Origin of the sequence: Dolichospermum sp. UHCC 0315A, assembly GCF_008121535.1 — a bacterium.
Classification (GTDB): Bacteria; Cyanobacteriota; Cyanobacteriia; order Cyanobacteriales; family Nostocaceae; genus Dolichospermum; species Dolichospermum lemmermannii.
This window is the reverse complement of record NZ_CP043056.1, coordinates 5,107,711-5,132,500: the sequence shown is the minus strand read 5'-3', so window position 1 is coordinate 5,132,500 and position 24,790 is coordinate 5,107,711. Positions and strand designations below refer to the sequence as shown.

Here is a 24,790-nt window from a genome sequence, read left to right as displayed (position 1 = left end):
ACTGGGGTATCTAATCCCATTCGCTCCCCTAGCTTTCGTCCCTCAGTGTCAGTTTTGGCCTAGCAGAGCGCCTTCGCCACCGGTGTTCTTCCTGATATCTACGCATTTCACCGCTACACCAGGAATTCCCTCTGCCCCGACCATACTCTAGCTTTGTAGTTTCCACTGCTTTTATCTGGTTAAGCCAGACTCTTTAACAGCAGACAAACAATGCCACCTGCGGACCCTTTACGCCCAATCATTCCGGATAACGCTTGCATCCTCCGTATTACCGCGGCTGCTGGCACGGAGTTAGCCGATGCTTATTCCTCAGGTACCGTCATTTTTTTCTTCCCTGAGAAAAGAGGTTTACAACCCAAGAGCCTTCCTCCCTCACGCGGTATTGCTCCGTCAGGCTTTCGCCCATTGCGGAAAATTCCCCACTGCTGCCTCCCGTAGGAGTCTGGGCCGTGTCTCAGTCCCAGTGTGGCTGATCATCCTCTCAGACCAGCTACTGATCGTCGCCTTGGTAGGCTCTTACCCCACCAACTAGCTAATCAGACGCAAGCTCTTCTTCAGGCAGCAAGCCTTTCACCTCTCGGCACATTCGGTATTAGCCACCGTTTCCAGTGGTTGTCCCCAACCTGAAGGTAGATTCTTACGCGTTACTCACCCGTCCGCCACTAAATCCCGAAAGATTCCGTTCGACTTGCATGTGTTAAGCATACCGCCAGCGTTCATCCTGAGCCAGGATCAAACTCTCCATTTTGTTTTTTTCGAGTTTGTCGGCTCCGAAATTAGTTAAAATCTCGAATCCTCTTTAAATTATCTTCACGACGAGGATTGGTTTAATCTATTCTTTCAAAGTATTATTTTTTCTCGGTTCAGTTACCGTGAGTTGTTTCTCTCTTCGGCACTTGTCTAATATAGCAATCCTTTCTTTTCTTGTCAAGGGGGTTGGGAAAATATTTTTTTTAGGCAATACCTTAGCCAATTTACGAGGGTGAAACAATGATAGTAGTCTGTCAATCCAAAAATGACGGGTAAAGGCAAGCAGGGGGAGAAGAGGGGCAGGGGGAGTAGGGGAGGGAAAAACAGAAGTTTTTTCCGATCATTTATTGCGTATTTACAGGTATATCTAATACTACCCTAAATCTATTAAGTAGGTTGGCGTTAAAAATTATTGTCGTTATGGCAAGGAAACAGGAAAGAGGCACTCATGCAAGAGTGAAGAAGTTTTGGGCGATTTTACTTTTCTTGACACATTTTGGTTTTTCTCAGCCCACTTACTTAAAAATTGCCGGTTTGAGTGAAAATGATCTATGATGATGGCGGGCAAGACTTGTACTGAGCTTGTCGATAGCGCAGCGTGGCGTTAGCCATAGTATGCCCACCCCACAAGAGTTGAATTTTAACGTTCTATTGCCTCATTAATCCACTGTTGCAATGTATTGACTACTTCCTCAATGATAATTTCTTGAGATTCACGATTTGCGCGTTTGACTACTTCGACTTTACCATTTGTAATCGCTCGTCCGGTGACTATTCTAAAGGGAATCCCGATTAAATCTGCATCTTTGAATTTAACACCTGCCCGTTCATCTCTATCATCTAACAAAGTTTCTACACCTGAAGAGTTGAGTTCTGTGTAGAGTTTTTCGGCAATTTCGATTTGTTGGGCATCTTTGATGTTAGGAATTGTGACAATAGCGTGATATGGTGCGATCGCTACTGGCCAAATTATGCCATCTTTATCATAGGATTGTTCTACGGCTGATTGTGCTAAACGTGACACGCCAACACCATAACAACCCATAACTAAAGGCTTTTCTTCCCCTTGTTCGTTGGTATAAGTTGCACCCATAGCTTGGGAGTATTTTGTCCCCAGTTGGAAGATGTGACCAGCTTCGATACCTCTAGCTGTTTGTAGGGTTTGGGTTGGGTCATGCAGGGAGCGATCGCCTAATTTTGCTTTATGAATATCTACGGCTATAGCAGGTAATTTAAATTGCTCATTCCAATTTGCACCAACTACGTGAAAACCGCTTTCATTTGCACCAGTAACAAAATTCTTTAACTCCACCGCAGTTTGATCTACCAACCGCACAAATTGAGAATTTACCTGTTTACTTCCCGCAATATAATCATCAGCAATGTCTGGTGCGATATAACCTAAAGGTAAAGATTTAGCTTTCCACGTTTCTTGGGCTTCGGCATTGGGTACAGTTAAAGTCAGAATAGTTTTAGCACCAAATTGAGGAGCTAATTTAGTTAATTCATTTTGTAATTTGACTTCATTAATTTCCTGATCTCCGCGAATATTGATTAACACCAAAACTGTTAACCCGTTATCATATACAGTTTGATATAAAACGTTTTTGACAATTTGAGTTGGAGAACATTTCAAGAAATTACAAAGTTTTTCAATTGTATCAATTCCCGGAGTTTCCCGTTTTTCGTAAGTTGTAAAAGGTGAAGTTTCCGCTTCCGCTACTAAAGAAACTGCTTTTTCTACGTTAGCCGCATATTTACCATCTTCAGTATAGAGAACCTCATCTTCTCCCGCATCTGCTAACACCATAAATTCTGTCGAACCAGAACCACCAATAGCCCCAGAATCAGCTTCCACAGCCCGAAAAGCCAAACCAGAACGCCGCAACATATTACTGTAAGCAGTGTACATTTCCTGGTAAGTTTTTTTCAAACTTTCTTCATCAGCATGAAAAGAATAACCATCTTTCATGATAAATTCTCGTCCGCGCATTAAACCAAACCGGGGACGAATTTCATCACGAAACTTAGTTTGAATTTGATATAAATGTACAGGTAATTGACGATAGGAACGAATCATATCACGGGCAACAGTAGTAATTACTTCTTCGTGAGTTGGGCCAAGTCCTAATTGTTGTTCCCTTCTATCAACGAGAGAAAACATGATTCCCTCAGCTTTAGTATAGGTGTCCCAGCGTCCCGACTCCTGCCATAATTCAGAAGGTTGTAACTGCGGTAATAAACATTCTTGTGCGCCGGTAGCATTCATTTCTTCCCGCACAATTTGGGAAACTTTTTGCAAAACCCGCCACATTAGGGGAAGATAAGCATAAATCCCACTACCGATGCGACGGATATAACCTGCACGGAGTAATAATTTATGGCTAGGGATTTCCGCATCAGCAGGATCATCCCGTAGCGTAACAAATAACATTTGTGATAATCGCATTGTTTTTACCTTTACTTACTAACTTTTAAAATCACTTACTTCTAAACAGGACTTATGCAAAATATCTCCCAAATCCGCATTTCTCCGTGACCTCTGTGCCTCTGTGGTTCGTTATTCCATGAATCTTGCGTAAGTCCTACTAAAATGTTTTCATGTAACTTGAGGAGATAATTACCTTGTCGGAAGCAATGTATCAAGCACAACCACCTTTAGAATTTATTCCGCCAGCTTTTAACCCTTTGTTGTTAAAGTTGGTACATTTAGTTCTACCTAACTGGATTCGGTGGAAAACACCCATTAGCAACATTGAAGCAAACAATGTTGAAACTTTGGCGGATTGTTATCAGCGGTTTCAGGATGGTAAAATCCGGTTTATGTTGGCGTTTCGTCATCCTCAAACAGCAGACCCTCTTTGTTTAACTTATTTACTGTCCCAAATCTTGCCTAAAGTAGCACGAGTTGGGGGTACACGGCTACAATATCCACTTCATGCCCATTTTATCTATGATCGGGGAATTCCTCTTTGGGCTGGTTCTCAAGTTGGTTGGGTAATTTCTCACTTGGGGGGAACTCCGATTCAACGCGGTAAAGCCGATTGGACTGGGTTGCGTTCCGCGCGGGATTTGTATATTAATGGTAAGTTTCCCATGGCTGCTGCGCCCGAGGGTGCTACAAATGGTTTATCGGAGATTATTAGTCCGTTAGAACCGGGTATCGCACAGATGGGTTTTTGGTGTGCGGAAGATTTGCAAAAAGCGGGAAGAGATGAGGAAGTTTTAATTTTACCAATAGGAATTAAATATAGTTATGTCCATGAACCTTGGGATAATATAGCAAATTTATTAACTGAATTAGAGGCAGCTAGTGGTTTATCTGTGAATCAAGAGAAAACTGAGGCTAATTTTACTGCGCTTTATCCCCGATTATTAGAGTTAGCTGAACATTTATTATCGGTAATGGAGCAATTTTATACTAAATTTTATCATCAAACATTGCCAGATGAAAAAATTACTAATGGGGAAATTACTGATAGAAATGAAGCTTTAGCTTATCGGTTACAAGCTGTAATGAATATCGCTTTATTTATTGCTGAACAATATTTTGATTTACCATCTAGAGGGAATTGGAATGATAGATGTAGACGGGTAGAACAAGCAGGTTGGAATTATATATTTAGGGAAGATTTTAAGGATATTAAATTATTATCATCTATTGATAAAAGTTTGGGAGATAGAATTGCTGAGGAAGCATATTTTCGGATGTGGCACATGAGGTTAGTTGAGAGTTTTGTAGCTGTTTCTGGGATTTATATCCGCGAAAAACCAACGGTGGAAAGATTTGCAGAAATGACTTTACTTTTATGGGATATGGTGAATAAAATTAAGGGGAATATTCCTTTAAATCGTCCACAATTGGGTAAGCAGCAGGTGAAGATAACTGTGGGTACACCAATTTCTGTTTCTGAACGTTATCCGGTTTATAAAGGTAGTCGGGTTGCTGCTAGACAATCTGTGGCTGAGTTGACGAGTGATTTGCAGCAGGTTTTGGAGGGTTTGGTGGATAAGGAATGATTTTTTGGTAATTTGGCTAGTTGTTTACATAATTTTAATCTTGTCAGAATCAGGATATCCAGGATTTGAGGATTTTCAGGATGTAATTTTTTGATTATTTATTAGTTGTTGATAATTAGGATAGAGAAATTATACTTCATGAAGCATCATCACCCGCCTGGGAATCTATTCCCAGTCTTATAGCGAAAGTCCGTTAAAATGGACTAAAAGAATTTTGCAATAAACATCCTGTAAATCCTTTAATCCTGGATATCCTGATTCTTACAGTTTAGGGTTTATAATTGATATACAGTGTAATATTGCCTATAACCTAGTAAATGACATAAATAATTATGAATATACAACTTGTTGACTCCCTTGTAGAAATTGTTTCCAAATTAACTCCCGACGAAAAACAACTTTTCCAAGAAAGGCTGATTTATCAGGATTTCAACAAACAAACTAAAAAGCCTTTAACCTCTGAAGAAAGATTAAAACTTTGGCAAGAGTGGATAGAAAAAGCTCCTCAAAGTTCTGTTAATCTTCCTGATGAAGCACTACGTCGAGAAAACATTTATGATGATAGAGGAAGATGAGTAATTACTTATTAGATACCAATATTCTGTTACGTTCAAGAGATACAACATCTCCAGATTTTCATTTAGTTGATAAAACAATTAAATATTTAATATCTAATAATCATCAATGTTTTATTACCTCTCAGGTAATCATTGAATTTTGGGTTGTTGCTACTCGTCCTGTTAATGTTAATGGATTAGGATGGACTGGAAAACAAACAACTCAAGCAGTACAAATGCTAATAAATCAATTTGATTTACTAGAAGAGATACCAGATGTGTTTTCTATTTGGTTGAACTTGGTGACAACATATAATATTTCTGGTAAACGCACTCACGATATACACATATTAGCTGTGATGCTTGCTCATAATATCAGCCATATTTTAACTTTAAACCCCAAAGATTTTATAGCTGTTCCAGAAGTTACGATTATTCATCCTCAAAGTATTAATAGCTAAGAATATTGTGAATAAAATTATTCTGTAAATCCTTTAATCCTGGGTATCCTGATTCTGTGCCTTCAATAATAGTAGAGGCAGAGCCTCTGTTATAGCATTCCCAGTCAGAGACTGGGAACGAGATAATGCGGTGTACTTTTAGCAACGATTTTATCAGATATATTGACAAGTTAACTCAAATGATTCTCTAACAAAGACGCTATGGCTTCTGGATGAACTTTTTTGTATTGTTTTTTACCTAACATTAAAACAGAATTGGGGGCGCTGCTACAGCGTTTTTGACAATCGGTATGTTCAATAGTTACTTTATCAGATAAACCGCGATCGCCCAAAGTTTTTTCTAAGTCTGATAATAACCCCTTTCCACCCCGTTTCAGACAACCAGATTTTTGACATACCATAATCTTGGCTTTAGGTTGAGGAAGAGGAAGCGGAAGCGGATTTTTGATCAGACAAAAACCCACTGCTTGAATTTGATAAGCTTCGAGTTTTAATTTCCTGTTACGGGGGTTTAATTTACTAATACCATCTATATGAATTTGCTCACCAGGGACTAAAGATAAACCTATAGAACAACGTAAATTTTTAGGAATTTTAATTTTGATATTTCCCCCGGCAATTCCTAACTGTAAATGTTTATACTTTTCAGTTTTTTTACCTGTAAAACCTAAAAACTGTCCTTCAATATTCAATTCCGATAAAGCCAAATATTTTTCACCCATTTGCGATAACCCAATTTTTTCAAGAGAAAATTTAATAACTTAGGAGTCAGGAGTCAGTAGTCAGAAGCAAGAAGAAAGAAGGAAGAGGGAAAAGAGATTTTACCTTTTACCTTCTTGGTATTGATGGGAATTTTAAGGAAGACGTTTAGCTTCTACTGTTACGGGTAAACGACTTTTATCGGGAAATTCACTAAATTCTAATTCCCAACCATTAGTTAAAGTGAGAATTTTACCTGCTGCACCATCTGTTTCTTTAACTACTTCTTCTTCTAAGTCTTTTTTAGGGACGTAGACAACTAAAGTACCAGCATCATTCATTCGGAGCATTACTTTCATGTGTTTCCTCAGCAGATTCTAGTTCTCTTTTTCGACAACCGATGATGTACCCTGTTTCCAAAAAATGTACAGCATAGATATAATAAGCTTGCAAAAATGTGCCAATGCTGGAGACATAACCAACATCACCAATTTTGGCTAAAACTTCCCCAATTTCTCGACCGGGAAAAGTTCCATCGTTTTTGATTAGTTTCTTAACTCGAACTTTTTGACCAATTTCAAAAATGGGTTGCGAGTCCAGTTCTATTTCATCACGTTGCATGGGAATACCTTTTTTCGCTGACTAAATTTAATAATTCTTCTGTAGTGAGACTGCGTTTTCTGAGGATTGATTGCTGACGGACTACATCTAAAACAGCTTGGGTTTCTTGAGAATCGAGAAAGATGCCATGCTGTTCTAATAGATTAGATAATGAATGCCGACCAGAATGTTTACCTATGACTAAACGCCGTTCCCAACCTACATCTTCAGGAGCATAAGGTTCATAAGTAACTGGGTTTTGTAATACACCATGAGCATGAATACCAGACTCATGAGCAAAGGTATTTTCACCCACAATTGCTTTCCAAGGTTGAACATTAGCGCCGGAAGCTTTAGCGACTAATTGAGATAGTTTTAACAAGTGTTGAGTCTGAATTCCCAAATCAACACCGTAAATACATTTTAGAGCCATAATTACTTCTTCCAAAGCTGCATTTCCGGCTCTTTCTCCTAGTCCATTAACGGTAGTATTTACAGATACAGCACCAGCTTTGATTCCGGCTAAAGCGTTAGCAGTTGCTAGTCCAAAATCATTATGAGTGTGAATCTCAACAGGAATTGATAGAGTTGATACTAAATGCTTAACTTTAAGGTGAGTTCGGAAGGGATCAAGTACCCCAACTGTATCACAAAACCGAAACCGAGATGCTCCCCATTCTTGTGATAACATGGCAACATCTTGGAGAAAGTTTTCGTCGGCTCTAGAAGAATCTTCGCCACCAACTGATACCCAAAGACCTTGATCTAATGCGAAGCTAATACAGTCTTTTAGTTTTTGTAAACTTACTCGCCATTGCCCATGAAATTTAGCGGCAATTTGCACTCCAGACACAGGAATAGCAATATGTACTCGTTCGAGTCCACAGGCTATAGAAGCTTTAATATCTGAGATAACAGCCCGATTCCAACCTAATAATTTAGCTTGTAGATCTAAGTTACGAATGGCAACAATGGCGCGAATTTCTTCTTCTCCCATTGCCGGAATTCCTACTTCTAATTCATGGACACCAATGGCATCGAGAAATTGTGCGATCGCTACTTTTTCTTCTAAGTTAAAAGCAACACCTGCTGCCTGTTCCCCATCACGTAATGTCGTATCATTAATCATGATTTGATACATTTTCAAGGTCCCTCTAGCGGAGTTTTTTGTAATATCCTTGTTCGCTACAATTTTTCATGGTGGTAGATGGGCAATAAATTCTTAATTGAGCGAATAAATCATGATTCATGATTTACGATCCTTAATTATTAACTAAATATTTCTGTTGCATCTGTATGACAAGAAACAAAAGATAAGTATAATTTATCCAATATTTCTGGTGGTATTATTTGTGGATTTTGTTAATAGCCAATAACCCAGATAAACATTAGCAAATCCTGTAAAAAATAACATACTTATGCCAGCAATTAAGCTAGTAATCATAATTTTCACCTCCTAGTTTCACTATTACACTGCGGCGGAAATAAGATAACCATTAAAAACCATTAAAAAGCTTGTATGATCCGCTTTTTTAATTATTAATTTTTAATTTTTAATTCCGCCTTGCGGTACTGGTAATTTTTCATCTACCTTAATTCATGGTGTTCTGCCAGCCAATCAAAAATCCTGTCTAGTTGTTGTAAATCTACTAAACCATATTGCCAAAGCAGCATCGGTAAGGGTCCATGATTGAACTCAGGATGTCGCGTTGCTACCGCAATATCAGCCTGGGAAAGTGCTAGTTCTTTTTGAAGAAATTGCAGTAACTTTCTATCAATACTATTAATCACCATAATTGGACATTGACAATTGAAATCAACATAAGGTACAAGTTATTCCCATCAGCAATTACTAATTTTTTTTAGTTTTAGCAAACTGGGTGAACCTTAGCTTATGTGAATTATCTTGAATATGCAAGATAGTTTGTGAGTGAATAATGACTTGAGATAAATCAGACTTGCATCAAGAATTAATCTTTGATATGCTTTTGATTAGACATTCTCAAAATCATCAATGGTAATTGGTAATACCAATCAAACAAACATCATTGTTTTCAGTAATCTTTACTCCATACCATTACACAAACAATTTTCTAACCACTTCACCAATTGATGACGAGAAGCAAAAAATTGCATTAATGTACTGCGAACAAGAATCGCTTCTTGGAGGTTATTAACTTGCACGCGCAAAGACCCATCCGGGGGACAGGAACAGGAAATCATCAACTCTTGCAAACGGTGATAAATACACCATCTATCACCTAAAGGAATCTGCAAAACTTGTTCACCGACAGTTAAAAACTTACAATTTTGTGACATTAGTAATTCAAGATTTATGAAATTGACGTTATTGATCATCTTGGTGATGATTGGTGAGAGTTTGGACTTGTTGTTCTAATTGCTCAATCCGCAAGAGTAAAGAACGAATCATACCTGCTTCTATATCGGGTAATTTGCCATGTTCTAAGGGAGAAATGCGATTATGAGACTTAGGAGCAATAATCCGTCCAGGAATGCCGACTACAGTGGCATCTGGAGGCACATCACCCAGGACAATTGACCCTGCACCGATGCGGACGCGATCGCTAATTTGAATATTTCCTAATACTTTCGCACCCGCACCAACTATCACATTATTACCCAAAGTTGGATGACGTTTACCGCTTTCTTTGCCAGTTCCTCCCAATGTTACACCCTGATAAATGAGTGTATAGTCTCCGACAATGGCAGTTTCACCAATCACAACACCCATGCCATGATCAATAAATACACCTTTGCCAATTTTTGCCCCTGGGTGAATTTCAATACCTGTGAAAAACCGTCCCCAATGAGAAATCAACCGGGGAATAAAACTCACCTTGTGGATATGTAACCAATGTGCAAGACGATGTAAACAAAGAGCATGAAATCCCGGATAACAAAACATAACCTCTAACCAATTACGTGCTGCTGGATCACGCTCAAAAATAATCTGAAAATCACTGATTAATGGTTCTAAAAAAAGTCTAGAACTTTCATTTTTTCGGAGCTTTGTATTTACAGTCTCGGTTTTACCGATCCTGTTTAATGACTGGTGCATTGGTACTATTAGGTAAAAAAATCCTGTACTGTTTTCATGCTTATATCAGATAACTCCCCAGCAGCAGAAATTATCAATGCAGATTAGATTTATTAAATTTATTAAGCTTGTACTCAATAGGTTTAAACCCCTATGTAACACAAATTTACATTTTTTATTGGGGTAGGGGTACTAGCTTTTAATTACAGGGGTACTGGTATTTTCGGCTTAGGGATGCAGCTTTTTTGTACTCAAAAGAAATCTCTGAACCTGTCAGCCTTTACAGCTATTTAGGCAAGATATTTTTCCATATATTCAATTGTACTCATTCCCTGATAAACGTTGTCTTGATGACAGTAAATATAGATTTTATGTATTGCTGACTACTACTATTATTCTATAGTTCTGGTAGTTGAAAAGTGAATTTCTTTATTTTGTTTTAGGATTTGTTTGCTGGATATGGAGATACAAAAATTAAAACAGGGAAAGTTTGAATATACAGCACTTCCTGGTGTTATGAGGTACATATCTAGCGGGCAAGACTTGTACTGAGCAAGCGATGCCCTGAGCCTGTCGAAGGGTCGAAGTATGCCCGCACTACAAGAGTTTCATGATTCAACTTTGTACCTCATAAGAGCGGAAACCGCTGTAACCTTGAACCCATAGTCCGAAACCCATATTTTGTTAGCACTTTGACAAAATGGCGAAGGTATTGTTATTTACCGTAAATTATGATACAGTCTCTAGCTATTGATCATTGTTATAGCAATTCTGGCTTCATTGCTATATGGCTCGAATTCTATAGTTTGTTCATTCTGCTCATACCATCCCATCTGCTTCCTATTTGGAATGACTATAAATCATGAAAACATCTTCTCTTTATCAGAGCTTAAGTCGTAACACTGCAATTGCATTAGCAACCGTAACTTTGAGTTTGTCTATTGGTAGCCTGAATGCTTTTGCTCAAGAAAAACCTAGAATTTCAGTACCAGACTTCAAGAATGAAACTAACTCCAACTGGTGGTGGTGGAACAGCAATACATCTCAACAGTTAGCAGATGCCTTGAGCAATGAATTAACATCAACAGGAAAATTCACCGTTGTTGAGCGACAAAAGTTAGGAGCAGTCCTTTCCGAACAAGAACTTGCTCAAGCTGGATTAGTTCGCAAAGAAACCGGGGCAAAAAAGGGAGAACTGACCGGGGCAAAATATATTATTCTGGGCAAAGTAACTGCTTATGAAGAAGGAGTTAAGAAGGAATCCGGTGGACTAGGGATAAGCGGGATTAGAATAGGTCGTTTTGGTCTAGGTGGTGGCACCAGGAAAGAAAAGGAAAAAGCTTATGTTGCTATTGATTTGCGTGTTGTGGATTCCAGTAATGGAGAAGTAGTTTATTCCCGTACTGTTGAAGGACTTGCTACTAGTGAATCTAAGAGCAATGCTGGTGGTATCAGTTTTTCTGGTATCAATATTGGTGGTGATAATCAAAAAACAACCAAAGCCCCTGTCGGTAAAGCACTTCGCGCAGGATTGGTCGAAATCACCAATTATCTAAGCTGTGTAATGGTTGATAAAGGTAGCTGTGTAGCTGAGTTTGAAAAGAAAGAACAACGTCGTCGTGAGAATACTCAAAAAGTTTTAGAATTGGAATAAATGGCGTAACTGTTCATTTTTTCCTAGGGAAAAAGGATTAAGAAGGAATATAAATTTGATGCAGCGTAACCCACTGTTAATTAATAATTGTAGGTTACGCTGTCTCTAGCTAAGAACCAAAGAAATATTTCATCTTAATCTTAATATCGGTATTAGTTTTAGATACAGTAACAGCCGAATCATTAAACTTAGGAGGTCCGGTTAAAACCTCTGGATTTTGAGAAAATCCAAAACCTTCTGTGGGCATACCAAAAGAATTAGTATCAAGATTACCATTGCCATTGGCATCATGAATTAATGCAACAGCATAATTACCTGGTTTTAAATCCTTAAAAATCAGTTTTTGAGGCATTTCTGTAATTTTACTACACTCGGATTGCCAAGCCTTTTTACTATCACTAGGAAATCCTTTACTTTGATCAAAAAGAGTAGCACAAATTTGTCCAGATTTGTTTTTCAATCCTTCTACTTCAATCGTCAGACTACTAGTCAAATCTGCTTTAGCACTAGCTAAAAAGAGAAAATTTCCCAAAATAGGGAGTAGTAATATTAATCCCCGGCTTGACGCTTGACCTAACGCGATATTTAACTGTTGCTTCATTAATTTACCCTCTATTAAATAGAACTATTATCTTACCCAGAAATGTTGTCAATTGGGATTTTTATCAGCGACTAACAGTCGCAAAAATCTCTATTATAGCGAGTTTACCTGCTAATAGAGGGGCAAAATCATTTTCCAAAACCATCCTCTCCAACTAACCAACAAGCGGTAGAATTAACAACCAACCCCAATTGCACCCCTTGATATGTATTGCGACTACCTGGTACAAATCCTCACCGCCCGCGTCTATGATGTAGCCCAAGAAACACCACTAGAATATGCCCCGAACCTCTCCGCGAGGCTGAATAATCAACTCCTCCTGAAACGGGAAGATATGCAATCAGTCTTCTCCTTCAAACTGCGGGGCGCATATAACAAAATGGTCAATCTCACCCCAGACTTACTTGAACAGGGTGTCATAGCGGCTTCTGCGGGAAATCATGCCCAAGGTGTAGCCTTAGCTGCCAGTCGCTTGGGAACAAAAGCCATCATCGTTATGCCCGTGATTACGCCCCAGGTAAAAATAAATGCAGTCAAAGCGCGGGGAGGAGAAGTTGTCTTATATGGCAATAACTATGATGATGCTTACGCCTATGCCCGACAACTGGAAGCAGAAAAAGGGTTAACCTTTATACATCCCTTTGATGATCCGGAAGTGATTGCTGGCCAGGGAACAATCGGTATGGAAATCCTGCGCCAATATCAGCAACCCATTCATGCCATATTTGTGGCTATTGGTGGTGGTGGCTTGATTTCTGGTATTGCAGCTTATGTTAAACGGTTGCGTCCCGATATTAAAATTATTGGTGTTGAACCTGTAGACGCTAACGCCATGTATCAATCATTGCAAGCTGGCGAAAGAGTGCGATTGTCTCAGGTGGGTTTATTTGCTGACGGTGTAGCGGTGCGGGAAGTAGGAGAAGAAACCTTCCGCCTATGTCAGCAATATGTAGACGAAATTATTTTAGTGGATACAGATGCCACCTGTGCGGCAATTAAAGACGTGTTTGAGGATACTCGTTCTATTTTAGAACCTGCGGGGGCATTAGCGATCGCTGGCGCAAAACTCTACGCAGAACGTGAACAAATTCAAAATAAAACCCTCGTTGCCGTTGCTTGTGGTGCTAACATGAACTTTGATCGGTTACGTTTTGTGGCAGAACGGGCAGAATTTGGAGAACGTCGAGAAGCCATCTTTGCAGTGAGAATTCCCGAAGCAAGAGGTAGTTTAAGAAAGTTTTGTGAATGTATTGGTAAGCGCAATCTCACAGAATTTAACTATCGCATTGCTGACCAAAAAGAAGCGCATATTTTCGTAGGTGTGCAAATAGAAAATCGTGCCGACGCTGCTAAAATGGTCGAAAATTTTGAATCTCACGGTTTAAAAACCATAGATTTAACAGATGATGAATTAACAAAACTGCATTTGCGTCACATGGTAGGAGGACATTCTCCCCTTGCAAAAAACGAACTACTTTATCGCTTTGAATTTCCCGAACGTCCAGGGGCTTTAATGCAATTTGTAACTTCTATGTCTCCTGATTGGAATATTAGCTTATTTCATTATCGCAATAATGGTGCAGACTATGGAAGAATTGTGGTAGGAATGCAAGTTCCCCCCCATGAAACAACAGAATGGCAATCATTCTTAGATAATCTTGGTTATCATTATTGCAATGAAAGCGATAATCCGGCATATAAGTTATTTTTAGGATGATTCCAGCTATTTTTAAGTAAATAAACCACATCTTATTTTTGTTTCGCGCAAAGGCGCAAAGGAAGAAATTAATTTAAGCTGTGGTTTAAATATGTGAAAATTGCTGTAATTTTGGTTTTATTGGGATTATGGCAATTTACATAATTAACGTTGGGATAGTTCCAAAAAACTAATCGTTTGCGGACTAGAACTAGATGAACTCTCCCAATAATCTACTTGATTAACTTTGACTTTCAGTAATGCAAGATTTGGTTCATTTATTCCTTTTGGAAACCAAGTTTGTAATTTGTGTTGCCATTTTCCTTGCAGTTGATTACGATCTCTTGTTAATTGGGCTGTTCCTAATATGGAAACATATCGTTGTTGATTAGGTGCGGAAAAACTAATATTCACCTGTTGATGATCTTCGATTTCTACTACTTTATGGGAATTGACTAATGTAAAAAACCAGAGTGTAGCATCATTGTCAATTTCATTACAAATTGACATAGGACGACTATGTAAAGTGGCATCATCATCAACTGTGGTTAACATCCCACATTCAAAACCTGCAAGCAGGTTACGCAATTCTTGAACTTGTGGTTTTGTGTCTACAGATTGTGTCATTATATCTATGATTTTAGTTTTATGGACATGAGTTACATTTTTAGTGTTAAAGGTTTTCGATTTATATACATGAGTCTAAAGAGGTAATTATCAGAATTGGTTCTGACTAATTTATAACTAAATAAATATATCTTAAAGAAGATGTTAATAAAATATAGATGCTATATCCAAATTATTGAAATGAAAATTTATGTCAAATATCAATAATGTATATTATAAAATTATCCAATCAGGATAAAACTCTGGAGTAAGAAATTATGACAATATCGGCTATGGATAAATTAACAGAATATAAATGGCATAACTTACCTATACAGGAAGTCAGTCAATATTTAGACAGTAATATTGAAACAGGTTTAACTGCTACTGAAGTAACAAAACGCAAAGAAACTTTTGGAACTAATGAACTGAAAGCAAAACGCGGAAAAAGTTCTTTACTAAGGTTTTTGTTGCAATTTCATCAACCGCTACTTTATATTTTATTAATTGCTGGTGCAATTAAAGCATTTTTGGGACAATGGGTAAATGCTGGAGTAATTTGGGGTGTAACTTTAATTAATGCTATTATTGGTTTTGTGCAAGAATCAAAAGCAGAAAGTGCGATCGCTGCCTTAGCATCTTCAGTTAAAACTAACACCACTATTATCCGTAACAGAAATAAACTCCAAGTTCCTTCTACTGAATTAATCCCCGGTGATATCGTACTATTAACATCAGGTGATAAAGTACCAGCCGATTTACGACTTGTACAAACACGGAATTTACAAATCAACGAATCAGGATTAACAGGAGAATCTGTTGCTGTAGAAAAAAATACTCAACCAGTACAAGCATATGCAGTTCTAGCAGAACGCACTAATATGGCTTATGCTGGCAGTTTTGTCACTTTTGGCACTGGTAAAGGTATTGTCGTTGCTATTGGTACAGCCACAGAAACCGGGCGTATTTCTCAATTAATGGAACAGGGAAACATCCTCAAAACCCCTTTAACCCGGAAGTTTGACAAATTTAGTCGCACCCTACTTTATATTATTTTAGGAATTGCATCTTTAACATTTGCCGTCGGCTTGGGATACGGTAACACTTGGGTAGAAATGTTTGAACCTGCGGTAGCTTTTGCTGTGAGTGCCATTCCTGAAGGATTACCTGCTGTAGTTACTGTCACCTTAGCCATTGGTGTTTCCCGCATGGCACGCCGTCACGCCATTGTACGCAAGTTACCCGCAGTGGAAACCCTGGGAGGTGCTACAGTAATTTGTTCTGATAAAACTGGGACTTTGACTGAAAACCAGATGACAGTACAAGGCATTTATGCAGGTAATCAATATTATACAGTTACGGGTACAGGCTATGCACCAAGCGGGGAAATTTTGCTAGACGAAAATCCTGTAGATATTCATGATATTCCTCCTCTAGCAGAATGTTTACAAGCTGGTTTGTTATGTAATGATTCCCACTTAGAAGATAAAGATGGACAATGGATAGTAGTTGGTGATCCCACTGAGGGTGCATTAATAACTGCTGCGAATAAAGTCGGGTTAACCCATAATAATTTACAAGCAACTATATCTAGGCTTGATGTCATCCCCTTTGAGTCAGAGTATCAGTACATGACAACTCTGCATGAAATTGAACAACAAGAACGAATTATTTATGTTAAGGGTTCAGTAGAGGCGATTCTCAAGCGTTGTCAACAGATGTTAAATTCCTCTGGGGAACTTTCTCCTGTGGATGCAGAAACTGTAAATCAGCAAGTTGATACAATGGCGCATCAGGGTTTACGGGTGTTAGCTTTTGCGAAAAAACCAGTTTCTGAGAATCAAGATTCATTGGATCATCCAGATATCGAGAATGATTTGATTTTCTTAGGTTTACAGGGGATGATAGATCCACCCCGTGCTGAGGCTATAAAGGCGGTGCAAGCCTGTCAACAAGCTGGTATTCGGGTGAAAATGATTACAGGTGATCATGCTGTGACGGCGGCAGCGATCGCCTCTCGCATGGGTTTTAATCATCATCGGGAAGTGAGGGCTTTTACAGGTGCAGAACTGGCGAAAATGGACAAACCAGAACTGGCTACAGCGATAGAAGATGGGGTAGTATTTGCCCGTGTAGCACCAGAACAGAAATTGCGAATTGTGGAAGCACTGCAATCTAAAGGTGAAATAGTCGCCATGACGGGGGATGGTGTCAATGATGCACCAGCGTTAAGAAAAGCGGATATTGGTATTGCAATGGGTGGGGCGGGTACGGAAGTAGCCAAAGAAGCCGCTGATATGATTTTGACAGACGATAACTTTGCCTCTATAGAAGCTGCGGTTGAGGAAGGAAGAACAGTTTACAGTAATTTGTTGAAAGCGATCGCCTTTATTCTCCCCGTTAATGGAGGTGAATCTATGACGATTTTAATTAGCGTTTTGTTAGCCAGAGATTTACCAATTCTCTCTTTACAAGTGCTGTGGTTAAATATGGTGAATTCCATTGCTATGACAGTTCCTTTGGCTTTTGAACCCAAGTCTGATCAAGTAATGCAACAACCCCCACGTAACCCCAATGAAAAATTACTTTCTCCTAATTTAGTTAAACGTATTGTCCTCATTTCTATCTTTAACTGGATTTTAATTTTCGGTGTATTTGAATGGATAAAACAAACAACTGGAGATGTTGCTGTTGCCAGGACAATGGCGATTCAAGCTTTAGTAGTAGGCAGAATTTTTTACCTGTTAAGTATTACCCAATTAGGTGTTGCTATTGTTGATAAAATTCGCGGAATTAATCGAGAAATTGGCGATCAAAAGGCAATATATGTGGGAATTGCCAGCACTATTATTTTGCAGATCATTTTCAGCCAATGGGGTTTAATGAATAAATTATTTTATACAGCCCCATTGGCATGGAATCAATGGCTAATTTGCCTGGTTGTTGGCTTGCCGATGATTTTAGTAGCAATCTTTGCAAATCGCTTAGATTCTCAGTTTTAAGCCAATACAGTTTAGTTATGGCTGATGTCTTTTTGGTGTAATACCAATTTTATATAGCAATCCTATTTGATTTATGAAGATCGCAAGAGTCAGATCCCCGACTTCTCTAAGAAGTCGGGGATCTTATCAGCTTAAACTAATTACCCAATCACGTACATAAGAATTTACTTGTTCAGGAACTTCATCATGAGGACAATGACCGGCTTTGAGAAAATATTCAGTTAATTGAGGATAATATTCATGGAATTTTTGGGAACGTTCTCGCGCTTTCATCCAAGGATCTGCTTCTCCCCATAATAACAATAATGGACAAGTTAATTGTTTAAGTAAAATGTCAACTTTTGCCCCTTGAGGACTACTAAAAACAGAAACAAATACATCTAACGCCCCTTGATCAAAAGCTGGACGCTGAATTTCTGCTACTAATTGATCTGTAATTGCACTTTGATCAAGATAAACTTTTGCTAAGGTTCGGCGAATTACCCACTTTTGGCGCGTATATTGAAATAATAAAGACTGGGCTAAACGTTGTTTAAAAAACCATTTAACAGTTTTACCTAAAACTTTTTGTAGAGGATTGATAGCAGGTTGAATTTGATTTTCTGGTGGGGAAAATGGACCAGCACTATTAAGTAATACCACACCAGCAGCACTGTCAGGACGTTGGGAAGCAACGCATAAACAAGCGTAACCACCTAAAGAATTACCTGCTAAAATTGTCCTTTGACCAATCACTTCACTGATAAAATCATGGAGTTGGTCGCGCCACAAGTCACCGCTATACTGTAAATTAGGTTTGGCGGAACGCCCAAATCCTAACAGGTCAATGGCAAATACTTGGAAATCTGCACTTAATTCTGTGATATTCTTGCGCCAATGGTCTGTGGAAGCACCAAAACCATGTACTAATAGCAAGGGTGAACGCTGAAGGTGTGGTTCTCCTGCTTGTACATAGTACACATTGTGTCCGCGCCATTGCCAGTATTGACCAGGAATCGGATTTGTGGAGGAAGCGATACTTGTTTGCATATTACAAAGAAATATTAAGTTACTGTGAATAATTGTAAATCAAATTATTAAACAACGGACAACGGACAACTGACTACTAACAACTAACAACTAATAAAAATGATTACTGGAAAAACGCAACTTTTGGGAGTTATTGGACATCCTGTGTCACATTCCCTTTCACCATTGATGCACAATGCGGCTTTGGCTAAACTGGGATTAGATTATGTGTATTTGCCTTTTCCCGTTGCACCAGAAAATTTAGAGAGAGCGATCGCAGGTTTTGCTAGTATTGGTGTTGTAGGATTTAGTATCACAATTCCCCATAAACAAGCAATATTGCCGTTATTATCCGAAATTTCCCCGATTGCTCAAGCTATCGGTGCAGTGAATACCGTCACTCGTCAAGGTGATAAATGGGTGGGGACAAACACAGATGTGGCAGGATTTATTGCCCCTTTACAAACAACATATCATCAAGATTGGAGTCAGAAAAAAGCGGTAATTTTAGGAAATGGTGGGGCTGCGAGGGCTGTGGTAGCGGGTTGTATTCAACTGGGTTTGGCAGAAATTCACGTGGTAGGGCGGAATTTACAAAAATTACAAGCATTTACTCAAAGTTGGCAAAATTCACCCTTTGCAGATAAATTTCAGGTGCATGAATGGCAAGAATTACCGAACCTACTCCACCAAGCTAACCTACTGGTAAATACAACCCCGATGGGAATGTATCCCCATGTTGATGAATCGCCATTGAGTAGTCAAGAAATGGGTTATTTGCCTGGTGATGCCATTGTCTATGATTTAATTTATATCCCTAAACCCACCAAATTTTTGCACCTAGCCGAAAAACAAGGAGCAATTATGATTGATGGTTTAGAAATGCTTGTCCAACAAGGTGCAGCAGCCTTAAAAATCTGGTTACAACAGGAAACAGTCCCCGTCAACGAAATGCGTCAAGCATTGCAAAATCACCTGGGGATATGACAGGAATCAAGGAGTCAGGAATCAAGGAGTCAGGAGTCAGGAGGGGAAAGAAGGAAATTGACACTCCCCGGTCTAAAGACCTTACGGTGTACACACAAGTCGAGTAAAATTCCAGTGACTCACGTTCAGTTTTATTTTTCTTAGACATACTATTGATACTTTTAACCAGGACATTCCCTTGTAGGGAAGGGGGGAGGGGGGTTAGGTTTTTGGAGATTATGGGTTTCATATAATACTTTTCAAACAACCTCTAACCAACTTCAGAATAATCAATAGGATCTTTTAAACCCAATTCTGCAAAAGCCGCTAATCGCAACTGACAAGAATCACAGACACCGCAAGCTGACTCACCACCAGCATAGCAAGACCAAGTGAGATCCCAAGGAACTCCTAATTGATTACCTAGTTGGATAATTTCTGTCTTCTTCAAATCAATTAACGGAGCAATAATTTTCATAGCTTCTCCCTCACGTCCTTGTTTTGTTCCCAAGCGGAAAACTTCCTGCATAGCTTCGATATAATCAGGACGACAATCTGGGTAGCCAGAATAATCTAGGATGTTAACGCCAATATATACTCTTTCTGCGGCGATCGCCTCGGCATAGCTCAAAGCAAAACTTAAAAAGATGGTATTCCGCGCTGGAACATAGGTTACAGGAATATTATCCCCCATTTCAGCGAGCGAGCGCCCTGTAGGGAGATCAATCTTTTGATCTGTCAGTGCTGAACCACCCCATTGTCCCAAGTCAAAATTAACCACTTGATGTTGAATGACTCCAGCCGCTTTAGCAATCATCAAAGCAGAATTTAATTCTTTCCTATGCCGCTGTTGATAATCAAAAGAAATAGCGTAACATTCACAGCCATCAGCCTTTGCTTTGTAAAGAACTGTCGAAGAATCTAAACCACCAGACAACAGAATTACAGCTTTCATATTCAGAATAAGAAATGGGAGATCAATAAACAGGGGTAGAAGGGGGAAATTTGACCAATTACCCATTCCTTGATAAATTGCATCCAAAAGATGGGAAAATCAACAAAATGCCACAAACAAAAATTAAATATGTCCAAAAAGACTCTCAGGAATGAGAATATCAATTGTATAAATCGTCTAAAACATTATACTCTGAGTATTAACTATTTGATGACTTGTAATTTTACTTGTAGTAAGGGTGATTAATTTACCCCCTGTAAAAATCAGGTATTTATTGAACTTAGTTAATTTCCCAAATATGTACCTGAGAATTTCTACTAAGAAGTTATGAAATTTACACAGTCAACCCAAAAAAACACATAATTTTTATCATAGATGAATAAAACAGGATAATTAACAACTGCTGACCGAAAAGATTACCAGATGGCGGGAACTGAACCCAAACTTTGAAATTCTTCATAAAGATAATCACTATGTTACCATCTGGATGGTTTAAGACAAATCAAACCTGGCGTTTAAGTATAAAGGCCAACGACCGTAGCGTCTCTAAATTTGGTGGTTGAGGAGAGAACAATAGTGCAAGATAGCATATCAGTGTCAGAACCAAATCTATATTCACAGCGCAGTCAGCCGCATCACATCCGTATAGGTGTGATTGGGGTTGGCAACATGGGACAACATCATACCCGCGTCTTGAGTTCCATGAAAGATGTGGAACTAGTCGGCGTTTCCGATATTAACGTCGAACGTGGTTTAGAAACTGCCAGCAAATACAAAGTCCGGTTTTTTGAAGATTACTGCGACTTACTACCTCATGTAGATGCAATTTGTGTTGCTGTACCTACACGGCTTCACTATGCTGTGGGTATCAACTGTTTGTTAGCAGGAATCCATGTTTTAATTGAAAAACCCATAGCGGCTAGTATTTCCGAAGCAGAATCTCTAGTTAATGCTGCGGCCGAATCTCAGTGTATTTTGCAAGTTGGTCACATTGAGCGATTCAATCCCGCCTTCAGGGAACTCACCCAAGTCCTCAAAACCGAGGAAGTTTTGGCTTTAGAATCTCACCGCATGAGTCCTTATTCAGCGCGGGCAAATGATGTTTCCGTAGTCCTGGATTTAATGATCCATGACATTGATTTGCTGCTAGAATTAGCCGCCTCACCAGTAGTAAAATTGACTGCTAGTGGGACTCGTTCTTTAGACTCAGGTTATTTAGATTATGTAACTGCCACCTTGGGGTTTGCCAATGGTGTTGTTGCCACGCTTACAGCCAGCAAAGTTACTCATCGCAAAATTCGCCGCTTAGTTGCCCATTGTAAAAATTCATTTACAGAAGCAGATTTTCTCACTAATGAGATATTGGTACATCGGCAAACACCGATAAATCCTCTGATTGACCACCAAAAAGTCCTCTATAGACAAGATGGTTTAATCGAAAAGGTTTATACCAGTAATGTTCAGCCTCTCAGTGCAGAATTAGAGCATTTTGTCAACTGTGTCCGTGGTGGCAATCAGCCTTCTGTCGGTGGTGAACAAGCTCTCAAAGCTTTACGGTTAGCTAGTTTAATTGAGCAAATGGCTTTAGAAGAAAGAGTTTGGAATCCATTAGAGTGGTCTTCCGAATCCAGAGTTCAATCGTTGACATCAAGCATTTAGTTAGATGTAGCTAAAACTGGCAGTGGGGGGAAATTAATGATTTTTTCTCCCACTATATCAGGAGTCAGAACTCAGGAGTATTGATAAAATAATCTTCTGCAACTAATTTTAGCAATTAAAGTAGGACTACTTGCTATAGTGTTGATTTGTTGGCAAATCAATTACAAGCGTAAAAACAACCAAATCAGGAAGAAAAGCCGGACATCTACCGAAAACTGCCATCAAAAATGCTAAATCATCGAAAATTGACCATTGCCTATTCTCAATTTTCACGTATTTCTAGTTACACTTAACCCAACCTAAAATTTTTTGGAGCTCACCTTTTTTGTAAGATGAGCATGATAACTTTTTAAAGAGGAGATTTCATGACAGACCAACCCCCCGTAGCCAATCCAATGAATGCCGCTGCCATTTCCATGAACCGTCAACCAGCAGCCGCGACACCCATGAATTCGGTAAATCCTGGAAAGCCAAGCAATATTACCGGTAAAACTATTCTGAGTGTGGATTTAGGTAGAACCTCTACAAAGACTTGTGTGAGCCGTGAACCCGGTAATGTGGCTTTCATTCCTGCCAATGTCAAGCAAACATCAATTGAGCAAATTCGCGGCGGTGTATTTGAGGCTAAGGCAACTGACCCACTGATGGATTTGTGGCTGGAGTATCAAGGTAGTGGTTATGCTGTAGGGCAATTAGCCGCCGATTTTGGGGCTAATCTTGGCGTTGGCCAATCTAAGGTAGAAGATGCTCTGGTCAAAGTATTATCATCTGCCGGGTACTTTAAACTCAGAGATGAAATTTTCGTTGTCCTGGGTTTACCGTTCTTATCGTTGGAACAATTTGAAAAAGAAAAGGCACAGTTAACTAGCTTGGTAACTGGACCTCATGTATTGAATTTCCGAGGTGAATCCATAACTTTGAATATTAGCAAAGTCTGGGTAATGCCCGAAGGCTATGGTAGTTTGCTGTGGTCAGAAACTCAACCTAATAAAGGCACAGCCGTTCCCGATTTTACGAAAATATCTGTGGGGATTGTTGATATTGGCCACCAAACCATTGATATGATCATGGTGGATAATTTCCGTTTTGCCAGAGCTGCTTCTAAGAGTGAAGACTTTGGTATGAGCAAGTTTTATGAACTGGTAGCTGCGGAAGTACAGGGTGCTGATAGTCAATCTTTGGCACTGATTTCTGCGGTTAATAAGCCTAAAGGCGATCGCTTTTACCGTCCTAAAGGTGCTAGTAAACCTACCAATTTAGATGATTTTCTGCCTAACCTCAAAGAACAGTTTTCACGGGAAATTTGCTCTCGTGTGTTAGCGTGGTTGCCAGAGCGGGTAACTGATGTGATTATTACAGGTGGTGGTGGAGAATTTTTCTGGGAAGATGTCCAACGTCTGCTCAAAGAAGCTCAAATCAACGCTTACTTAGCTGCACCTTCTCGCCAGGCTAATGCTTTGGGGCAGTATATTTATGGAGAAGCGCAATTATCTGCTGCTGTTCGTGCTAGGTCATAAAACCGATGTTCCAATGGTCAAAAAAGGTAGTTAAATCCGTTACGTTCAATCCAGAAATTGCTGATGAGAGCTTGTTAGCGCAGGTGGAAAACTACTTAGAGACACAGCCAGATAAAACTTTCAGTGACCTGTGTAAAGAGGCTCTTTGGAACTTTTTGTGTGTCCCAGAACCTGTACAACTAGCTTCTAAAATAGCAAATCTAACCACGGTTGAACAAAAAATCGGTGAGATCCAAAATCAAATAGCTGGTTTTGAAGAACGTTTTTTTGCTAAAGAGTCTCATCGTTTGGAGTCTATGGAAAGTCAAATGTTGCAACTTACTCAACAAGTAGCAAAGTTGACAATCATCCTGAATCAGGAACCACTTACTTGTATTCCTTCTGATAGCGTTAGCGTGGCACCAGCCATACTTCAAGAAGTAGACCCTGTAATTAATCGTATTGGTCAGTTTCTTGATGATTTCTAAGAAAAAACCAGGAAGAACCTAGTTTTTACTTGGAGAAAAATTCTTAACTAAACTACCATGAGTCCCACCCATAAGCCATTTCGGCATTATTGGTGGGATATTTTGTTTATTTGACCACAAAGATGTAAGTAGGTTAGCATTGTAAATCGTCGTTATGGCACTAGGCAAGAGGCAATACTTCGACTTCGCTCAGTAACCAGAGGCAAGAGTGAAGAGGGTTTGAGCGATTTTACTTTTCTTTACACAGATTGGTTTTATTGTGTTCACCTACTTAGATAGTTCTCGATAAAAGTAGTAAATAGAAATTTTTGGCATTGCTTACAAAGATTGGAAAACTTTCGTCGCATTTGTTGAAAAAATTCTCAGAGAATTTGCAGAAAACTATCTAATTAATTTTGTCTGATTACTTATCAATAATCATCAGTCACATCTGCGGAATGTCCTTTGGTAGAGAAACTTAGAGGTTGTTTGAAAAGTATTATATGAAACCCATAATCTCCAAAAACCTAACCCC

Annotated in this window: 22 protein-coding genes and 1 rRNA gene (1 of these 23 cut by a window edge); 10 read left to right on the top strand and 13 right to left on the bottom strand. The window is 39.1% G+C overall.

Annotated features, from left to right (window positions below; translation table 11 throughout):
* Window positions 1-748 (bottom strand): 16S ribosomal RNA (locus BMF77_RS24255); it reaches 741 nt to the left of the window's first position.
* A gap of 642 nt (window positions 749-1,390) precedes the next feature.
* Complete coding sequence (locus BMF77_RS24250; RefSeq protein WP_148766465.1) at window positions 1,391-3,199, bottom strand: proline--tRNA ligase; 1,809 nt, start codon at window positions 3,197-3,199, stop codon at window positions 1,391-1,393.
* Between the two features lie 176 nt (window positions 3,200-3,375).
* Here BMF77_RS24250 and BMF77_RS24245 point away from each other — a divergent pair, with 176 nt between their 5' ends.
* The 3 genes from BMF77_RS24245 (at window position 3,376) to BMF77_RS24235 (ending at window position 5,788) form a co-directional block, all read left to right on the top strand.
* Window positions 3,376-4,770 (top strand): 1-acyl-sn-glycerol-3-phosphate acyltransferase, encoded by a 1,395-nt coding sequence (locus BMF77_RS24245; protein ID WP_148766463.1) that lies wholly within the window; start codon window positions 3,376-3,378, stop codon window positions 4,768-4,770.
* 332 nt (window positions 4,771-5,102) lie between these two features.
* Window positions 5,103-5,345, top strand: coding sequence for a hypothetical protein (locus BMF77_RS24240; RefSeq protein ID WP_015078849.1), 243 nt, complete (start codon window positions 5,103-5,105; stop codon window positions 5,343-5,345).
* Window positions 5,342-5,788: a type II toxin-antitoxin system VapC family toxin gene (locus BMF77_RS24235; RefSeq protein ID WP_148766461.1), complete on the top strand. Its 447-nt coding sequence runs from the start codon at window positions 5,342-5,344 to the stop codon at window positions 5,786-5,788. Before BMF77_RS24240 ends, BMF77_RS24235 begins: the two co-directional genes overlap by 4 nt.
* A 170-nt stretch (window positions 5,789-5,958) precedes the next feature.
* Here the strand turns inward: BMF77_RS24235 and BMF77_RS24230 are convergent, their stop codons facing one another.
* From BMF77_RS24230 to cysE, 7 genes are all read right to left on the bottom strand, one after another.
* Complete coding sequence (locus tag BMF77_RS24230) at window positions 5,959-6,510, bottom strand: (2Fe-2S) ferredoxin domain-containing protein (protein ID WP_148766459.1); 552 nt, start codon at window positions 6,508-6,510, stop codon at window positions 5,959-5,961.
* Between the two features lie 132 nt (window positions 6,511-6,642).
* Window positions 6,643-6,846 (bottom strand): putative nitrogen fixation protein NifT, encoded by a 204-nt coding sequence (gene nifT, locus BMF77_RS24225; RefSeq protein ID WP_148766457.1) that lies wholly within the window; start codon window positions 6,844-6,846, stop codon window positions 6,643-6,645.
* The gene (locus BMF77_RS24220) at window positions 6,821-7,108 is read right to left on the bottom strand and encodes a nitrogen fixation protein NifZ (RefSeq protein WP_015078853.1); all 288 of its coding nucleotides are present in this window, start codon (window positions 7,106-7,108) and stop codon (window positions 6,821-6,823) included. Before BMF77_RS24220 ends, nifT begins: the two co-directional genes overlap by 26 nt.
* The gene (gene nifV, locus BMF77_RS24215) at window positions 7,098-8,228 is read right to left on the bottom strand and encodes a homocitrate synthase (protein WP_015078854.1); all 1,131 of its coding nucleotides are present in this window, start codon (window positions 8,226-8,228) and stop codon (window positions 7,098-7,100) included. The genes BMF77_RS24220 and nifV overlap by 11 nt, the downstream gene beginning before the upstream one ends.
* A 446-nt stretch (window positions 8,229-8,674) precedes the next feature.
* Window positions 8,675-8,881 (bottom strand): DUF2949 domain-containing protein, encoded by a 207-nt coding sequence (locus BMF77_RS24210; protein ID WP_015078855.1) that lies wholly within the window; start codon window positions 8,879-8,881, stop codon window positions 8,675-8,677.
* A gap of 270 nt (window positions 8,882-9,151) precedes the next feature.
* A complete protein-coding gene (locus BMF77_RS24205) occupies window positions 9,152-9,406 on the bottom strand; it encodes an Asr1405/Asl0597 family protein (RefSeq protein WP_148766455.1) in 255 nt (84 codons plus the stop codon).
* A 28-nt stretch (window positions 9,407-9,434) separates the two neighbouring features.
* Window positions 9,435-10,166, bottom strand: a complete 732-nt coding sequence (gene cysE / locus BMF77_RS24200) for a serine O-acetyltransferase (RefSeq protein WP_148766453.1) — start codon at window positions 10,164-10,166, stop codon at window positions 9,435-9,437.
* A gap of 841 nt (window positions 10,167-11,007) precedes the next feature.
* On the opposite strand from cysE, the gene BMF77_RS24195 reads away from it, so the two are divergent.
* Window positions 11,008-11,799 carry a CsgG/HfaB family protein gene (locus BMF77_RS24195; RefSeq protein WP_148766451.1) on the top strand — a complete coding sequence of 264 codons (792 nt, stop codon included), beginning with the start codon at window positions 11,008-11,010 and terminating at the stop codon, window positions 11,797-11,799.
* A 109-nt stretch (window positions 11,800-11,908) separates the two neighbouring features.
* On the opposite strand, the gene BMF77_RS24190 is transcribed toward BMF77_RS24195, so the two are convergent.
* Window positions 11,909-12,400: a DUF2141 domain-containing protein gene (locus tag BMF77_RS24190; RefSeq protein ID WP_148766449.1), complete on the bottom strand. Its 492-nt coding sequence runs from the start codon at window positions 12,398-12,400 to the stop codon at window positions 11,909-11,911.
* Window positions 12,401-12,605: 205 nt separating this feature from the next.
* Between BMF77_RS24190 and ilvA the strand changes: the two genes are divergently transcribed.
* Window positions 12,606-14,117, top strand: a complete 1,512-nt coding sequence (ilvA, locus tag BMF77_RS24185; RefSeq protein WP_148766447.1) for a threonine ammonia-lyase, biosynthetic — start codon at window positions 12,606-12,608, stop codon at window positions 14,115-14,117.
* Between the two features lie 144 nt (window positions 14,118-14,261).
* Here the strand turns inward: ilvA and BMF77_RS24180 are convergent, their stop codons facing one another.
* Window positions 14,262-14,723, bottom strand: a complete 462-nt coding sequence (locus tag BMF77_RS24180) for a pyridoxamine 5'-phosphate oxidase family protein (RefSeq protein ID WP_148766445.1) — start codon at window positions 14,721-14,723, stop codon at window positions 14,262-14,264.
* Window positions 14,724-14,980: 257 nt separating this feature from the next.
* Between BMF77_RS24180 and BMF77_RS24175 the strand changes: the two genes are divergently transcribed.
* Complete coding sequence (locus BMF77_RS24175) at window positions 14,981-17,704, top strand: cation-transporting P-type ATPase (RefSeq protein WP_148766443.1); 2,724 nt, start codon at window positions 14,981-14,983, stop codon at window positions 17,702-17,704.
* A gap of 126 nt (window positions 17,705-17,830) precedes the next feature.
* Here the strand turns inward: BMF77_RS24175 and BMF77_RS24170 are convergent, their stop codons facing one another.
* Window positions 17,831-18,733, bottom strand: coding sequence for an alpha/beta fold hydrolase (locus BMF77_RS24170; RefSeq protein WP_148766441.1), 903 nt, complete (start codon window positions 18,731-18,733; stop codon window positions 17,831-17,833).
* Between the two features lie 99 nt (window positions 18,734-18,832).
* Between BMF77_RS24170 and BMF77_RS24165 the strand changes: the two genes are divergently transcribed.
* Entirely contained in the window at window positions 18,833-19,699 is an 867-nt protein-coding gene (locus tag BMF77_RS24165) for a shikimate dehydrogenase (protein ID WP_148766439.1), read from the top strand.
* 250 nt (window positions 19,700-19,949) lie between these two features.
* Here BMF77_RS24165 and queC read toward each other — a convergent pair whose 3' ends face one another.
* Window positions 19,950-20,633: a 7-cyano-7-deazaguanine synthase QueC gene (queC, locus tag BMF77_RS24160; protein ID WP_148766437.1), complete on the bottom strand. Its 684-nt coding sequence runs from the start codon at window positions 20,631-20,633 to the stop codon at window positions 19,950-19,952.
* A gap of 576 nt (window positions 20,634-21,209) precedes the next feature.
* Here queC and BMF77_RS24155 point away from each other — a divergent pair.
* From BMF77_RS24155 to BMF77_RS24145, 3 genes are all read left to right on the top strand, one after another.
* The gene (locus BMF77_RS24155) at window positions 21,210-22,292 is read left to right on the top strand and encodes a Gfo/Idh/MocA family protein (protein ID WP_041457566.1); all 1,083 of its coding nucleotides are present in this window, start codon (window positions 21,210-21,212) and stop codon (window positions 22,290-22,292) included.
* A 365-nt stretch (window positions 22,293-22,657) separates the two neighbouring features.
* On the top strand, window positions 22,658-23,809 hold the full coding sequence (locus BMF77_RS24150) for a ParM/StbA family protein (protein WP_148766435.1): 1,152 nt from the start codon (window positions 22,658-22,660) through the stop codon (window positions 23,807-23,809).
* A 5-nt stretch (window positions 23,810-23,814) separates the two neighbouring features.
* Entirely contained in the window at window positions 23,815-24,276 is a 462-nt protein-coding gene (locus BMF77_RS24145; RefSeq protein ID WP_148766433.1) for a plasmid segregation centromere-binding protein ParR, read from the top strand.
* Window positions 24,277-24,790 lie beyond the last annotated feature (514 nt).

Excerpts from the sequence above, each read along its gene's own strand:
- BMF77_RS24190 (WP_148766449.1), bottom strand. The coding sequence starts at position 12,400 with ATGAAGCAACAGTTAAATATCGCGTTAGGTCAAGCGTCAAGCCGGGGA.
- BMF77_RS24145 (WP_148766433.1), top strand. The coding sequence starts at position 23,815 with ATGTTCCAATGGTCAAAAAAGGTAGTTAAATCCGTTACGTTCAATCCA.
- BMF77_RS24230 (WP_148766459.1), bottom strand. The coding sequence starts at position 6,510 with ATGGGTGAAAAATATTTGGCTTTATCGGAATTGAATATTGAAGGACAG.
- nifV (WP_015078854.1), bottom strand. The coding sequence starts at position 8,228 with ATGTATCAAATCATGATTAATGATACGACATTACGTGATGGGGAACAG.
- BMF77_RS24235 (WP_148766461.1), top strand. The coding sequence starts at position 5,342 with ATGAGTAATTACTTATTAGATACCAATATTCTGTTACGTTCAAGAGAT.
- BMF77_RS24175 (WP_148766443.1), top strand. The coding sequence starts at position 14,981 with ATGACAATATCGGCTATGGATAAATTAACAGAATATAAATGGCATAAC.
- cysE (WP_148766453.1), bottom strand. The coding sequence starts at position 10,166 with ATGCACCAGTCATTAAACAGGATCGGTAAAACCGAGACTGTAAATACA.
- BMF77_RS24240 (WP_015078849.1), top strand. The coding sequence starts at position 5,103 with ATGAATATACAACTTGTTGACTCCCTTGTAGAAATTGTTTCCAAATTA.
- ilvA (WP_148766447.1), top strand. The coding sequence starts at position 12,606 with ATGTATTGCGACTACCTGGTACAAATCCTCACCGCCCGCGTCTATGAT.
- BMF77_RS24220 (WP_015078853.1), bottom strand. The coding sequence starts at position 7,108 with ATGCAACGTGATGAAATAGAACTGGACTCGCAACCCATTTTTGAAATT.
- BMF77_RS24195 (WP_148766451.1), top strand. The coding sequence starts at position 11,008 with ATGAAAACATCTTCTCTTTATCAGAGCTTAAGTCGTAACACTGCAATT.
- BMF77_RS24205 (WP_148766455.1), bottom strand. The coding sequence starts at position 9,406 with ATGTCACAAAATTGTAAGTTTTTAACTGTCGGTGAACAAGTTTTGCAG.
- nifT (WP_148766457.1), bottom strand. The coding sequence starts at position 6,846 with ATGAAAGTAATGCTCCGAATGAATGATGCTGGTACTTTAGTTGTCTAC.
- BMF77_RS24250 (WP_148766465.1), bottom strand. The coding sequence starts at position 3,199 with ATGCGATTATCACAAATGTTATTTGTTACGCTACGGGATGATCCTGCT.
- BMF77_RS24210 (WP_015078855.1), bottom strand. The coding sequence starts at position 8,881 with ATGGTGATTAATAGTATTGATAGAAAGTTACTGCAATTTCTTCAAAAA.
- queC (WP_148766437.1), bottom strand. The coding sequence starts at position 20,633 with ATGAAAGCTGTAATTCTGTTGTCTGGTGGTTTAGATTCTTCGACAGTT.
- BMF77_RS24165 (WP_148766439.1), top strand. The coding sequence starts at position 18,833 with ATGATTACTGGAAAAACGCAACTTTTGGGAGTTATTGGACATCCTGTG.
- BMF77_RS24180 (WP_148766445.1), bottom strand. The coding sequence starts at position 14,723 with ATGACACAATCTGTAGACACAAAACCACAAGTTCAAGAATTGCGTAAC.
- BMF77_RS24150 (WP_148766435.1), top strand. The coding sequence starts at position 22,658 with ATGACAGACCAACCCCCCGTAGCCAATCCAATGAATGCCGCTGCCATT.
- BMF77_RS24170 (WP_148766441.1), bottom strand. The coding sequence starts at position 18,733 with ATGCAAACAAGTATCGCTTCCTCCACAAATCCGATTCCTGGTCAATAC.